Annotated in this window: 12 protein-coding genes and 1 pseudogene; 4 read left to right on the forward strand and 9 right to left on the reverse strand. The window is 46.3% G+C overall.

The window, feature by feature from the left end; all coding sequences use genetic code 11:
* Positions 1 to 153 precede the first annotated feature (153 nt).
* Entirely contained in the window at positions 154 to 837 is a 684-nt protein-coding gene (locus L0G63_RS04945) for a TIGR00730 family Rossman fold protein (protein WP_301449636.1), read from the reverse strand.
* Positions 838 to 1,140: 303 nt separating this feature from the next.
* Here L0G63_RS04945 and L0G63_RS04950 point away from each other — a divergent pair, with 303 nt between their 5' ends.
* On the forward strand, positions 1,141 to 2,106 hold the full coding sequence (locus L0G63_RS04950) for an alpha/beta fold hydrolase (RefSeq protein WP_301449637.1): 966 nt from the start codon (positions 1,141 to 1,143) through the stop codon (positions 2,104 to 2,106).
* Between the two features lie 41 nt (positions 2,107 to 2,147).
* Here L0G63_RS04950 and L0G63_RS04955 read toward each other — a convergent pair whose 3' ends face one another.
* The gene (locus tag L0G63_RS04955) at positions 2,148 to 2,864 is read right to left on the reverse strand and encodes a DUF3820 family protein (RefSeq protein WP_301449638.1); all 717 of its coding nucleotides are present in this window, start codon (positions 2,862 to 2,864) and stop codon (positions 2,148 to 2,150) included.
* 193 nt (positions 2,865 to 3,057) lie between these two features.
* On the opposite strand from L0G63_RS04955, the pseudogene L0G63_RS04960 reads away from it, so the two are divergent.
* Positions 3,058 to 3,649 (forward strand): annotated as a pseudogene (locus L0G63_RS04960) (M23 family metallopeptidase).
* Between the two features lie 54 nt (positions 3,650 to 3,703).
* Here the strand turns inward: L0G63_RS04960 and phoR are convergent.
* The 3 genes from phoR to dtd form a co-directional block, all read right to left on the reverse strand.
* Entirely contained in the window at positions 3,704 to 4,801 is a 1,098-nt protein-coding gene (phoR, locus tag L0G63_RS04965; RefSeq protein ID WP_301449639.1) for a phosphate regulon sensor histidine kinase PhoR, read from the reverse strand.
* Positions 4,802 to 4,879: 78 nt separating this feature from the next.
* Positions 4,880 to 5,584 carry a phosphate regulon transcriptional regulator PhoB gene (phoB, locus tag L0G63_RS04970; protein ID WP_301449640.1) on the reverse strand — a complete coding sequence of 235 codons (705 nt, stop codon included), beginning with the start codon at positions 5,582 to 5,584 and terminating at the stop codon, positions 4,880 to 4,882.
* A gap of 112 nt (positions 5,585 to 5,696) precedes the next feature.
* Complete coding sequence (gene dtd, locus L0G63_RS04975; protein ID WP_301449641.1) at positions 5,697 to 6,149, reverse strand: D-aminoacyl-tRNA deacylase; 453 nt, start codon at positions 6,147 to 6,149, stop codon at positions 5,697 to 5,699.
* 129 nt (positions 6,150 to 6,278) lie between these two features.
* Here dtd and asd point away from each other — a divergent pair, with 129 nt between their 5' ends.
* The gene (asd, locus tag L0G63_RS04980; protein WP_301449642.1) at positions 6,279 to 7,112 is read left to right on the forward strand and encodes an archaetidylserine decarboxylase; all 834 of its coding nucleotides are present in this window, start codon (positions 6,279 to 6,281) and stop codon (positions 7,110 to 7,112) included.
* Between the two features lie 91 nt (positions 7,113 to 7,203).
* On the opposite strand, the gene L0G63_RS04985 is transcribed toward asd, so the two are convergent.
* From L0G63_RS04985 to fadB, 4 genes are all read right to left on the reverse strand, one after another.
* The gene (locus tag L0G63_RS04985) at positions 7,204 to 7,833 is read right to left on the reverse strand and encodes an HD family hydrolase (RefSeq protein WP_301449643.1); all 630 of its coding nucleotides are present in this window, start codon (positions 7,831 to 7,833) and stop codon (positions 7,204 to 7,206) included.
* Between the two features lie 119 nt (positions 7,834 to 7,952).
* Positions 7,953 to 8,528 carry an isochorismatase family protein gene (locus L0G63_RS04990; protein ID WP_301449644.1) on the reverse strand — a complete coding sequence of 192 codons (576 nt, stop codon included), beginning with the start codon at positions 8,526 to 8,528 and terminating at the stop codon, positions 7,953 to 7,955.
* Positions 8,529 to 8,836: 308 nt separating this feature from the next.
* Positions 8,837 to 10,009, reverse strand: coding sequence for an acetyl-CoA C-acyltransferase FadA (gene fadA, locus L0G63_RS04995; protein ID WP_301449645.1), 1,173 nt, complete (start codon positions 10,007 to 10,009; stop codon positions 8,837 to 8,839).
* A gap of 232 nt (positions 10,010 to 10,241) precedes the next feature.
* Positions 10,242 to 12,401, reverse strand: coding sequence for a fatty acid oxidation complex subunit alpha FadB (gene fadB, locus L0G63_RS05000; RefSeq protein ID WP_301449646.1), 2,160 nt, complete (start codon positions 12,399 to 12,401; stop codon positions 10,242 to 10,244).
* A gap of 785 nt (positions 12,402 to 13,186) precedes the next feature.
* Here fadB and L0G63_RS05005 point away from each other — a divergent pair.
* Positions 13,187 to 14,245 (forward strand): polyprenyl synthetase family protein, encoded by a 1,059-nt coding sequence (locus tag L0G63_RS05005; protein WP_301449647.1) that lies wholly within the window; start codon positions 13,187 to 13,189, stop codon positions 14,243 to 14,245.
* Positions 14,246 to 14,276 lie beyond the last annotated feature (31 nt).

The raw sequence follows: 14,276 nt of genomic DNA on the forward strand, positions 1-14,276 counted from the left end.
TGTCCATTAGCGACTACCACCTACTTTTTAGCATGAATTTTGTCCATTACACCCAATTCCATTATAAAAAAGAGCAGACAACCATTACTCGGTCATCTGCTCCTTTTTGGCGTGATTGCTTTTATTTAATTGCTCGATTTTGTAAAGCTTAGCTTAGCTGTTGCTGCCCGCCATTTTTTTTGTATCGACCTCGTCGTTGATGGTCACGACGGTCTGTAGCATGTCGATTGCCTCGCCAATCGTATTGCACACGACCAGACGATCCAAATCTTCTTGCTTCATAAACCCTTGATCAGCAGTGTATGTTAGATGCTCAATCATACGATCATAAAAGCCATTGATATTGAGAATAATCATGGGCTTTTCGTGTTGGTACAGCTGACGCCATGTAGCGATTTCCATAATTTCTTCTAGTGTGCCCAGTCCGCCTGGTAGCGTGATAAAGGCATCAGCATACTCTGCCATAACGGTCTTACGCGTGTGCATGGTATCAGTCAAATGCAGGCGAGTTAGCTGCTCATGAGCGATTTCGTGCTTGAGCATAAAGGTTGGAATAACGCCCACCGCCTCAGCGCCACCTTCGATGACCTCATCGGCCACTGCCCCCATCAGGCCAATACTAGCACCACCATACACCAGTCCCATGCCATTGTTTGCCAGTGCGCTACCAAGCTCGCGAGCCGCTTGCTCATAGACATCGTTGTTGCCCAAACGTGACCCGCAATAAACTGCAACCAATGGCATCGTCAATATCGATTTATCTACTGCCTTTTCTATATCGGTAATATCTTTACTGGTAATGACATCATACATATCATTGTTAATTTTCATTTGCATATAGTTTCCTTAATTTACCGCTCAGCTTTTTGAGTACTTGTTATTCGTAAAAATCGACCACTGGCCTATCTGATCTATAGCGTCATGTAGGTTGTTTATAGAATGCGCTCAACCCAGCCTTATAAAACTTGGAAGTCATATTTGAGCACCTGTCCCGCTAGCATTTATCTTAACATAAGCTATGCTACCACACAGTCACAACCCTTTATCACTACGCAAAGACTACACTTTAAAGATGGCAATTGACGGCTCATCGCCGTTCAATAATCAGTCTCTACTCATAACCACTACTGAGGTATCACGATGGATAATCACAACGCTGCTTCTACCAAAAAGCATTCAGAAAGTATAATTGACAACCCATTGATTCGTCCCGATATCGATGATGGCGCAGACAGTATCAATACATATTCTTTGAGTATCATGACTGATCGCAATCGAGTGTTGGCCGCGACCGTCTATCGTCCTAAAGATGGTGCCAAAAAAGCGGTTATGATTGCGCCTGCCACAGGAATCAGACGTCATTTTTATCATAGCTTTGCTATCTATTTAGCAGAGAGCGGCTTTGGCGTACTTACTTTTGACAATGAAGGGATAGGTGATTCGCTCTCGACCGATCTGGCAAAGTGCGATGCCTCTCTCATCAGCTGGGGACGCCATGATATGCCTGCCGTACTCGATGCGCTGCAAGATGAGTTTCCTGATACGTCATATCATCTTGTCGGTCATAGTGCTGGTGGTCAGCTCATCGGTTTGATGCCAAATTATCAGGCGATTGCCTCAGTCTTCAACGTTGCGTGCTCTTCTGGCCGCATCAAAAATATGGCCATGCCATACAAGCTCAAAGCAAAAGGCTTTATGGACGCCTTTATCCCATTATCAAACTTAACCTTAGGGTACACACCATCAGACAAAATCGGCATGGGCGAGCCATTGCCGCGCGGTGTGGCTCGTCAATGGCGTGAATGGTGCAATGGCGCAGGCTATGTCAAAACGGCATTTGGCAAAAGCATCCACCACCATTTTTATGATGCACTGAGTATGCCAGCATTGTGGCTCGGTTTTAGCGATGACGATATCGCCAATAGCAAAAACATGGACGATATGATACGGGTATTCACCAATATGCCCGTCGAAAAGCGATTTTTGAACCCTGAGGATTTTGGGGTGAATCATATTGGTCATATGGGTTATTTTAGTCGCAAAACCAATGCCAAAGCGCCAGAGCTGTGGCAAATGGCAGTAGATTGGTTTAGTAAAGGTGAATGAGTTGCATCTCTAAACCACCCTTAAGCAGTTATGGACGCTATTCAGTCTTTTTCGGTGTCTAAGCGCTTTTTTAGCGCAGAGTACAGTGACGGCTGCATATTATGAATATTGCTTATCATCCATTTGACATAGCTGATGGGCACATCTTTGATTGGCTTGCCTTTGTGTTTGCCAAATGGCATCTTGCTCACAGGTGTCGCTTTATTTGAGATGGCATGCGCCGCTGCAAAATCGGTCGGCGCAATCTCTAAACGCTCGCAGCAGGCTTGATAAAGTAGATAACACATACGGGCATCGCCCAACGCATCATGAGCAGCAACCGTCATGGTACTCGCCTCGCCCTTACCCAATAACTGCTCGATACACCTAGACTGACCATAAGCGCGCCATTCTGGAAAAGCAGCACGCGCAAGTCTCACAGTACAGATGAGCTTGGTAGAGGGGCTACCAATCACTCGCCAATCAAAGCGGACATTGTGTCCAATCAAGTACTCTGGTAGCTCAAACTGATCCAGCTCAAAACGCTCAAGACCAGCGACATCCTCATCGGTAATACCGTGCACTTTAATGACGACAGGTGAGATAGCACGACCACTGTTAAAGTACTTCATCCACTCAAACCCAGTGGACACATTGATAGTCGCCACTTGAATCGGTCTTGGATCACGACCTTGGTCGGTTTCGGTATCGATAACCAGTGCTGTCTCAGTCTTAACAGCTGTCTCAGTATCAACCGCTGTACTAAACGCATTATTCATAAAAATCACCATCCATAGCACCAATACCGCTCAATACAAGCGTTGAGTAAATAAAATAATAGTGCTGGGTCTTTATTCGTCCATACTTGTGTTTATGGGGATAAAAACCATAGATAACAATGCGATACATACCTTAGCGACTAGGGCTTTTATAATAGGGATTCAGACAATACCAAACAGATAAGAGACCTCAATGCTAGCAGATGGAAAAAGCCAACCACCAAAGCCTTCTTTGGTCAGCCGCATATTGAGCGTTCTGATTAGGGCAGTTGTATTGCTAGGGTTTTTATTTGTCTTTGATAAGCTACTACCGAGTATTAGTGAGCAAACTCAATCGTTTGTGGTTGCCAAATGGCAGCAGATGAGCCTATTGCAACAAGAACTGCCAACAGAGAACAGCTTGCCAAATCCGCTACCAGACAAGCGTCTAACCGATACGTGGGGGGGCGGCGCGCAGTCAGGGTCGCTCTCATGAAGGTATTGATATCTTTGCCGATCGTGGCACACCAATACAGTCAACCACACAAGGCATCGTAAGCAAGGTAGGAGAAAATACGTTGGGCGGACGTGTGGTCGTGGTGGTTGGACCTGGCGGTGCTGGACATTATTATGCCCATCTAGAGGATTATGCTGACATCTCTCCCAACGACTGGGTCAATCAGGGCGATATTATCGGCTATGTGGGTGACAGCGGTAACGCAAAAGGGACACCGCCGCATGTGCATTATGGTATCTATATCAATGGCAGCGCTGTGAACCCCTATCCGCTTTTGCAAAAAGATTAAACAGACTCAGCAGAGCCAGATTGAAAATATGGATAATCTGTATTGATGTGCATATTAATTTGCAATAACTGGTCTTACATAATCGGCTGGGAAGACCACACTAAATATCGACCCCTCTCCCTCTACTGAATCTATCTGTAGCTGCGCCTCATGCTGGTGCAAGACATGCTTCACAATAGCCAGTCCTAATCCTGTACCACCTGTGGCCCGGCTACGACCTTTGTCGATACGATAAAAGCGTTCTGTCAGACGGGTAATATGCTCTGGTGCGATACCCAGTCCATCGTCCTCGACAGCAAATCGGCACCCATCCGATGTCCGTGTCCAACTGATCGTAATATTGCCACCTTTTGGTGTATATTTAATGGCATTGATGACCAGATTGGACAGCGCACTGATCAAGTACACCTCTGACCCATATAACCCATCATAAGTATCGATGTGCAAATGAATGGTGTGCTTGTATGCTTGGTTATAGGCCTGCGCATCGTCATAGATATTGGTGAGCAGTTTGGTCATATCGACATCATTAAACTCATGCGTCTCTTCGATTTCAATCTTGGAGAGCAGTAATAAGTCATTTACGATTCGATTCATACGCGCTGTTTGCTGGGTCATCAGCTCAAACCCACGTCGCCACTGCGGCGGCATGTCTGGTTGGTGAGAGAAGTTTTCTAGATAGCCCATCATCACGGTCAGCGGGGTGCGTAGCTCATGCGAGACATTCGCCACAAAATCTTGGCGCATTTGTTCTAGATGCTGTACGCGGGTCACATCATAAATAAACAATAGCTTCTCATCACCAAAGGGCGTGAGCTCACATTTTAGATACCGACTGGGATCGCGCCATGACTCTATATGAATACCATCATTGGGCAAGGTGGTGTCTTGATAATACTGGCGGAACTCAGGCACGGTAATAAAGTCAAAAATACTTTGGCCTTTGTCAGCGGGCTGCAACGATAGCAAGTCCTGCGCTGCTTGATTCCACCACTCTAAACCATCATCTTCATTCAGTAAGATGACTGCGTCTCGCAGTGCCCGCAGCGCACTTGTGATTTTCTCGAGTTGATCCGCTGTATTTTGGCCAGCGTTTTGTACTGGCGTGTCTTGCTGATCTTGCACGTTTTGTGCTGTTGCTGTCTTGTTCATTGCTTATCCTTACCACGAGTCGCTATTTTATTTATTGTTATGGTGGCATTGTTTTATACAAGAGACATTGACACAAGATTAATTGGACTCAATGAGGCTTGAGAACCGATAGCCTGTACCGCGCACCGTTTGTATCAATGTATCACAGTCATGAGGACGTAGTAATTTGCGCAGACGCTTGATATGTACATCAATGGTTCGATCCTCGATATAGACGTTACCACCCCAGACCTGATCGAGCAGTTGCGTTCTTGTGTAAGCACGCTCTGGATGACTCATAAAAAATGCCAGTAGACGATATTCTGTCGGACCGACATCGATGACTTTTCCTGCCGCAGTCACGCGCTGGCTTTTAGTATCTAGGCTTAGCTGACCAATCTCGATAGGCTTATCGCTATTCATGGCACTACTACGGCGCAGTACCGCTTTGATTCTGGAGATGAGCTCACGCGTTGAAAAAGGCTTGGTCATATAATCATCTGCACCTGCGTCTAGACCATGAACCTTACTATCCTCTTCACTTTTGGCTGTGAGCATGATGACTGGAATCTCAGAGAGCATCTCATCGTTTTTTAGCATCCGACAAAAATCAACGCCGCTCTTGTCTCCTGGTAGCATCCAATCCAATAGTATCAGCGACGGTCTGTGGTCCACCACTTGCTGATGCGCCTCTGACACGTCAGCCGCTTGCAAGCTCTCATATCCTGCCATCTCCAGCGTCATTACAACCATTTCGCGAATCGCAGGCTCATCTTCAACAATCAAAATTTGCTCATTATACATAGGACACTCTCAATGTTAGCGGACAAAATTCAGCATGTAAAAAGGCGATAAATACTCACCAGTTTCTATCTATTAAACGGATTAATTATGACAAACTGATGACACTTTGGTGTCAGATGTGCAGTAAAAAATTTAGTGGTCCATCATTGACGCTCGATACTTGCATGTCAGCGCCAAACTGACCAGTGGCGACATGTAGATATTGGGTTTTGGCATAAGTGACGAGCTGCTCAAACAGTGCTTTTGCGGCATCAGGTGCCATGGCATCACCAAAATCAGGACGACGACCTTTGTCCGTCTTTGCCATCAAGGTAAACTGTGACACCAACAATAATCCGCCACCCACTTGTTGCACATTTTTGTCCAGTTTACCAAGTTTGGCAGGATCATCGTCATTCTCAAAAATGCGATAGGTCAGAATTTTATCAATCATTCGCTGAGCATCAACCAGACGATCGTCATGCCCCAAACCGATATAAGCCAATACCCCATGATCTATTTTGCCAATACATTGCTGATCGACACTGACGCTCGCATAGCTGACTCGTTGTATGAGTGCTTTCATTTACGACCTTCTTTATTTATAAATGGCTTACAGTTTATGGTCAGACAATAATGCGCTGTCCATGATAAAATACGGTCATTGACTTGCCTAGGCAATAATGACCTCACACCCTATTTTGGTAGCCTTATTATGAATGTATTTACCACCTTACAACAGCTGGTGCCGCAGCAGCAGCTCAGTAAAGTCGCTGGACGTTTGGCCGCCAGCCGTCATCCTTACGTCAAACGCACCTTTATTCGTGGTTTTGCAAAAGCCTACAATATCAGCTTGGATGAGTATGAGCGCCAGAGTCTCAACGCTTATGAGAGCTTCAATGACTTTTTTACCCGTGAGTTAAAAGAAGATGCTCGCCCTGTCGATACCACTGTAGACGGTATCGTGAGCCCTGCTGATGGGGTCATCTCTCAGCTTGGACAAATCGACGATCACAAGCTATTGCAAGCCAAAGGGCGTCATTATGATGTCGGACAACTGCTGGCTGATAGCGAAGATGGCCGTTATTTTGCGGATGGTAGCTTTGCGACGATCTACCTAGCCCCTAGCAACTATCACCGTGTTCATATGCCATTTGCTGGCACATTGACCAAAACCCGCTATGTCCCTGGTACGCTATTTTCGGTCAATAATACCACGGCGGCAAACGTACCAGACTTGTTTGCGCGTAATGAGCGTCTGGTCTGTCTATTTGATACCAAATACGGTAAAGCCGCTGTCGTCATGGTCGGCGCGATGATCGTCGCGGGTATCGAGACCGTCGCGACAGGTAAGATTACTCGCACTGACGACATACAAGAGGCAGACCATGATATGCAGTTTGCGGCAGGTGATGAGCTTGGACGTTTTTATTTAGGGTCTACCGCTATTGTCGTACTACCAAAGGCTGCAAAAGCCGACTGGCAAGAGACCATGAAAGCCAATAGTTTTGTAAAAATGGGTCAATTACTGGGTGTCACGAAACCGTAATTTATCTCTAATATAATAAAAAATAAAAGCTCAGTTAAGCATAGATCGCAATGCTCAACTGGGCTTTTCTATGCCTAGCGTTTTTGTAAATTTACTTATCAATCAGCCATCCTTGCTGGGTCGCATAGTCAATATTGTGTGATAGCCATTTATGAATAGGAGCAAAGCTGTCTTGAATAAACGCATGCGCACCTGCGACTTGGCTACGTGTCACTCCAAGCTCACGCCACGTTTTGCCTTCAGTATTTAAGTTGAGCAAAAATGGCAGTAAGCGATCGACCACTTTGAGCAGCTCAGTCTCTTTACTACTGCCTGTCTCTTGCGCCTCCCAAATCTCACTCAAATTGCCAATCCCATTGCCGCGTTCGCCTTGCAATCTGGCGACACCCGCTCGCTCCTCGACATGTGCATCATGACGCGAGTCAGCGTACAAAAACGTATCGCCCGCATCAATCTCGCCCAAGTCATGTACCAGCGCCATCTTAAGCAATTTTTCATGATTGACATCAAGCTCAAACAGCTCCGCTATCGACCAGCATGCCATGGCAAGATGCCAAGAATGTTCGGCTGAATTCTCGCGGCGATCGGTATTGGTTACATAACTGCGGCAATTGACGCGCTTTAGTGCATCTAACTCTAATAAGAAATGAGTGACATCTTCTATATCAATGGTTGTAGCGGCGTTTTGATCGGTTAATAATGGAGATGTGTTTGAGGACATGTTTCTCTCTGACTCTTTAATAGTTTTACACATGGCGGTTGTGGCTAAAAGTAAAATAGCGCTTAGTTATCAAGCGCTATTTTTGGTCAATCGATAAATACCTAATGACGTACCGTCATTTATTTGATCAAATTGATAATGGTTTTAAATGCAGGGTCCTCACTACTGCGACACAGCTCAAATAAGATAGATTCAACCGTACTGATTACCCCACCTGCTCGGCGTATACGGCGAATGGCCTGTTTTTTATCATAAGGAAAACGCGAGCCGACCGCATCACCGATGATGACAGGCTGCATACCATTATCCAATAAATCCAGCGCCGTTTGCATGACGCATACATGTGCCTCTGCGCCAAAAAGCAATACCGTACTGCGATTTTGCTGTGCCAAATGATGCCATGTGTCATTGTTGTCACAGGCACTAAAGGTGACTTTTTCAAAACTTTTGGCGTTGTCGCCTTCTAGCACATCGCGAAGCTCTGGCAAGGTATCACCTAACCCTTTTTTGTACTGCTCATTGAGCATGATCGGAATATTGAGTGCTTGCAGTCCTTTGATGAGCGTCACTGTTTTTTTGATGATGTTTTCGTGATCATAGATATGCGGCGTTAAGCGCTCTTGTACATCGATAATCATTGCTTGGGTATTTTCACGAACGATTCGGTAAGTGCGGTCGGTAATCATGGTAGACATAGTACACTCCTTGTACGGCTGACAGTTGCAACTAAAAATATTTTAGAACGAATATTAAATGAGCATTAAATAAATATTATAAATAGATATTAATAGTGTCTTGGTCACTCTTATTTAGTCACAGTTTCTTGAATGCGTCAATGGAGATACGCTTTATTGAACACTCGTCATTACTTGCACACACTTTGCGACGTGCGCCATTAACCCTCTCATTATATTCACAAAAAACCCCTAGCCATCATAGCTAAGGGTCTTTTTTATAACATATTTGGTCGACAAATGTTACAAATTATCTACCAATCCAAAAATTAAACGCGTTCAATCACAGTCGCGATACCTTGACCCAGACCGATACACATCGTTGCTAGACCGATTTCAGTGTCAGACTGCTCCATTGCATTTAGCAAAGTCACGGTGATACGAGCGCCTGAGCATCCTAGTGGATGACCCAAAGCAATCGCGCCACCGTTGATATTGACGATATCTTGCTTGTCCGTCAAGTTCAACGCTTTTAAGACTGATAGGCCTTGGGCGGCAAAGGCTTCGTTTAACTCGATGGTTTGCATGTCATCGATGCTCATGCCAGCGCGCTTCAAGGCTTTGTTGGTGGCTGGTACCGGACCGTAGCCCATGATAGCCGCGTCACAACCAGCGACAGCCATGCTACGAATACGAGCGCGAGGCTTTAGACCAAGATCTTTGGCTTTTTGCGCGCTCATGACTAGCATCGCTGAGGCACCGTCAGAGAGTGCAGATGACGTCGCAGCAGTCACCGTACCGCCTTTTGGATCAAAGGCTGGACGTAGCTTTTGCATTTGCTCCATCGTCGCATCTGGGCGAATCACCTCATCGACGGTACATAGCTGCAGACGGCCATCTGCATCATGACCTTCGATGCCGATGATTTCATTATCAAAACGGCCTTCAGTGGTCGCAGCCCATGCACGGCGATGCGATTCAAGACCAAACGCATCTTGTTCCTCACGCGTGATGTTGTTCATACGGCCGAGCATCTCAGCGGTCAAACCCATCATGTTTGACGCTTTTGCATAATGCTTGGAGGCGGCAGGGTTTAGATCGATGCCATGCATCATACCAACGTGACCCATGTGTTCAACGCCGCCAATAACAAACACATCACCTTGATTGGTCATGATTTGTGCAGCAGCGGTGTGAAGTGCTTGCATAGAAGAGCCGCACAGACGGTTGACCGTTTGACCACCAGCGGTTTTTGGAATACCTGCCAATAGACCGATATTGCGACCGATGTTCATGCCTTGCTCTAGTGTCTGGTTGACACAGCCCCAGATAATATCTTCGATGTCATTGGTGTCAAAGTCATTACGTTCGACCAACGCACGTACCAGTTCAGCTGACAGATTATCAGCACGTACATGGCGGAACATACCGTTTTTAGATCTTCCCATCGCCGAGCGTACGCCATCTACGATGACCACATCTTTTGGACTTAAAGTTGTCATACTATCTTCCTTTTCAATTTTTATTGTCAGTGTTGTCGATTTAATCGGGCTCTATAGCCATCTATCACGCGATCCGTACATCAGTACGATAACTATCTAGTTGTTTTCGCGCTGGATATTATCGCGGCAGGCCAGACCTGATAAAACCGACCAAAACGGTGCGTCTGCTATTTTTTATCACCGATAGCGAAGTCAGCAAACGCACCCCACTTATCCTAATACGGTATGCTCGTTACGCTGTGGCGTAAAAAGTCTCGCCAGCGGCTGCCATGTCGCGAATCTTTTGCGGGGCTTCATAAGCTTTGCCAAGGTGTGCGTATTTTTCGCATAGTGCCAAGTAGTTATCGAGACCCATTTGGTCGATATAACGACAAGGACCACCGCGGAATGGCGGGAAACCGACGCCCATAATCATCGCCATATCCGCCTCACTTGGCGTGCTGACGATGTTGTCTTCTAGGCAGCGTACGGTCTCATTACAGAAAGCCAGCATGGTGCGGTCGATGATGGTTTGATCATCAAACTCTTTTTTGTCGCTATCTGTCGTGGTTTTAAGTAGCTCATAAGTGGCGTCGTCAGCGACTTTCTTTGGCTTACCGCGCTTGTCGGTTTCGTACTTATAGAAACCAACACCATTTTTCTGACCCAGACGCTCGTTTTCATATAGATGCTCGATCGCCCCTTTATAATCAGGCTTCATGCGGTCAGGGAACCCTTCTGCCATCACTTCTGCGCCATGTACGCCCGTGTCTAAACCGACGACGTCGATTAGGTAAGCAGGACCCATCGGCCAGCCGAATTTTTCCATGACTTTATCGACATGGACGAAGTCAGCGCCTTCTTTGAGCAGCAAGTCAAACGCGCCAAAGTATGGGAAGAGGACACGGTTGACCAAGAAACCTGGGCAGTCGTTGACCACCACTGGCACCTTGCCCATCTTGGAGGCCAATGCCACAGTGGTCGCAATCGCTTCTTCTGATGATTTCTCACCGCGGATAACTTCTACCAGTGGCATACGGTGTACTGGGTTAAAGAAATGCATACCGACGAAGTTTTCTGGGCGCTCAAGCACTTCTGCTAAATGCGTAATAGAGATCGTTGAAGTATTCGAAGCCAAAATCGCGTCTTCTTTGACTAAGCCTTCGACTTCTTTGAGTACCGCGTGCTTCACTTTTGGATTTTCTACGACCGCTTCGATGACGATATCCGTCTCGCTAAAATCACCGTAGTTCAACGTTGGGCGAATACGGCTTAACGTTTCACCCATTTTTGCTGGGGTCATCTTCTTACGTTCAACCATTTTGCCAAGCAATTTGCTGGCCTCGCCCATACCCAAATCCAATTGCTCAGATTTGATGTCTTTCATGATGATTGGCAAGCCTTTGCTGGCTGCCTGATACGCGATACCGCCGCCCATGATACCTGCGCCAAGTACGGCCGCTTCATTGATTTCATGTGCTTTTTTGCTGTGTTTTTTGGCCAGTTTTTTGACCAGCTGATCGTTTAAGAATAGACCAACCAAGCTCTCAGCCTGCGGGGTTTTTGCCGCTTTGGCAAAACCAGCAGCTTCGACTTCGATCGCTTTATCACGTGGCAGATTGACATGCTTTTCGATCGCTTCGATCGCGAGCGCTGGCGCTGGATACTGCTTAGGATTGGCTTTGGCGAAAATAGCACCTTTGGCACTGTTGAATGCCATGGCTTGCTCAAGCTGGTTTAGCTTGACAGGCACGAGCTTCTCTTCACGCTTGGCTTGCCAATCAAGCTCACCTGAGATACATTTTTTGACCAAGTCAATCGCTGCATCTTGTAAGTCATCAGCAGGTACCGTTGCATCAACCAAGCCAAGCTTTAACGCATCAAGCGGTTTTTTGGGTGTGCCAGTAGCGATAAGCTCAAGCGCATTATCAATACCGATCACACGAGTACTACGAACGGTACCCCCAAATCCTGGGAAGATACCTAGCTGAGTTTCTGGTAGACCGATGATTGCTTTGTCACTCATGACACGGTATTCACACACCAAGGTCATCTCACAGCCACCGCCCATTGCCGCGCCATTAATGGCCGCCACTTTTGGAAACGGCAAATCTTCAAAACGATTGAACGCGTCATTGACATGAACGACCCACTCTTTGATCTCGCTTTCTGACTTTTTGAAAGAACCGACAAACTCTGTAATGTCAGCACCAGCGATAAACACGCCTTTTGCTGAGGTGACAATAAGACCTTTGACGTCGTCCGCTTTTTCTAGAGCGGTGACAGCTTCGGCAAACTGCTTGTTGGTTTCGGCATCAAATTTGTTCACGCTCTCATTTTCGGCGTTGTATTGCATGTTGGCGATGCCATCCTCTAGCATTGTCACCGTGATGCGATTTCCTTGGTATACCATTTGAAACTCCTTTCTATATAACGAAAGCTACGTTTTGAATTAAAATAAATAGCCAGTTATTGTTAGTAAAATGGGTAATAGCACTGTGCGCCTGTGGTGTCATAAAGACAAACACCTAGATGACGCATCAGTGAAGGTGTCTTTATTATCCAGCGCTCATGATGTGGTACTTATTTTGATGGGTCTGGTACCTCATCACACGGCGCTTTATTTATATGTTGCAAGTACTGATATCAAATACTGACTGAGACATGATCCCATACTGACACTTGCGATTACGCGCTCTAAGTCGCGCCCAATACGGCCATTATCGAACCATTTTCACGTTAATTAGTGTAGGGGATTATGCCCCTAGCTGTCACAAGCTAATACCATACTCGCAAGTCACTCTTAAATCCCCTTTAGGCATTTACCTTACGCCCAAAGTGTTTTAGTGAATACTTGTATACTGAATTATGCTGAAGTTTATTTTGTCTTACCTGCGCAGCTCACCACCTCAAAGGTGATCAGCCTTTAGTATTGTCCGATTGCCATGATTCATTTAGCTTGCGCCTTTATCAAAATATATTCGACCTACGAGTGACATCGGTAATACGTAACCAAATATTGTCATGATATTGCACTTGCACGGAGTGAGTTTTGGGCAAATCACAGCCAAAAAACGCAAAAAACCAACGATTGAAACGGTGTCTGCCATAAGCACTATGACCTATCATGCTACACTAATGTCGTTTTTGCTGTTCCTTTGATAAGTTTTTATTGTATCCCTGATAAATGGTTGGATTATGACGGTTTCTCCTACTTTTAGTGCTACTTCTGTTGGCTTCATTTCTTTTCGTAATACAGAGCAATTTCATCGTGCGGTGCGGACACAATTGGCGCAGGATATCGAGGTCTTGTTTGCGTATGCAAAGCTCCCAAGCCCACTGGCAGACGCGTGTCGTTATGTGATGACAGGTCAAGGCAAACTGGTCAGACCGCTTATGGTCGCCAGTGCTTTTGCCAGTATGAATAGCGGTGATAGTGAGCGTACAGAGGCGCATCGTGATGACATCGACATAGAGATGAACACGCTCAATGCCGATCTGGACTCACTACTAGAAAATGACTCGGACTATGATATGTCGCGCCGCGCCGCCCTCGCAGTAGAGCTATTGCATACTTACTCCTTGGTACATGATGATCTGCCGTGTATGGATGATGACGAGCTGCGCCGTGGGCAACCGACTGCTCATATCGCTTTTGATGAAGCGACGGCACTGCTGGCAGGCGATGTATTGCAGACACTCGCATTTGAAGTATTGACCGCAGAGATGCCAACCTTTGCGCCTTTTAATGAGGTGATAGCCAGTAAGCTTTTGGCCATATTTGCCCCGCGCGCACGTCGCATGGTATCTGGGCAAATGCTGGATCTCAATGCCGAAGCCAATACTGATATTGTGCAAAACGATTTAGAAGCCATTCATCGTGATAAGACAGGCGCACTGATTGAAGCGGCGATGCTTATGGGCGGCGTTTGTGCGGGCGCAACTGCCCCGCAGCGTATGGCACTGCAAGAGTGCGCCCAGCATATCGGTCTGGCCTTTCAAGTCCAAGACGATGTGCTAGACGTCACCATGACGACTGACACGCTGGGTAAACCTGCGGGTAGCGATGAAAAATTAGATAAATCCACCTATGTAAAGCTGATGGGCGTCGATGACGCGACCAGCTATGCGCAATCGCTATTTGATGATGGGCGCGCGGCTATCAGTCGTGAACTTAGCAATAATCAAGACAACACTGTCAAAAACAATGATGCGCTACTGGCATTGATTGAATGGCTGTGGTCACGTAAGAAATAACTTAATAAGCGTCATTATTCTAAAAAATAGC

The organism is Psychrobacter sp. (assembly GCF_030454045.1).
In the GTDB taxonomy this organism is placed as follows: domain Bacteria; phylum Pseudomonadota; class Gammaproteobacteria; order Pseudomonadales; family Moraxellaceae; genus Psychrobacter.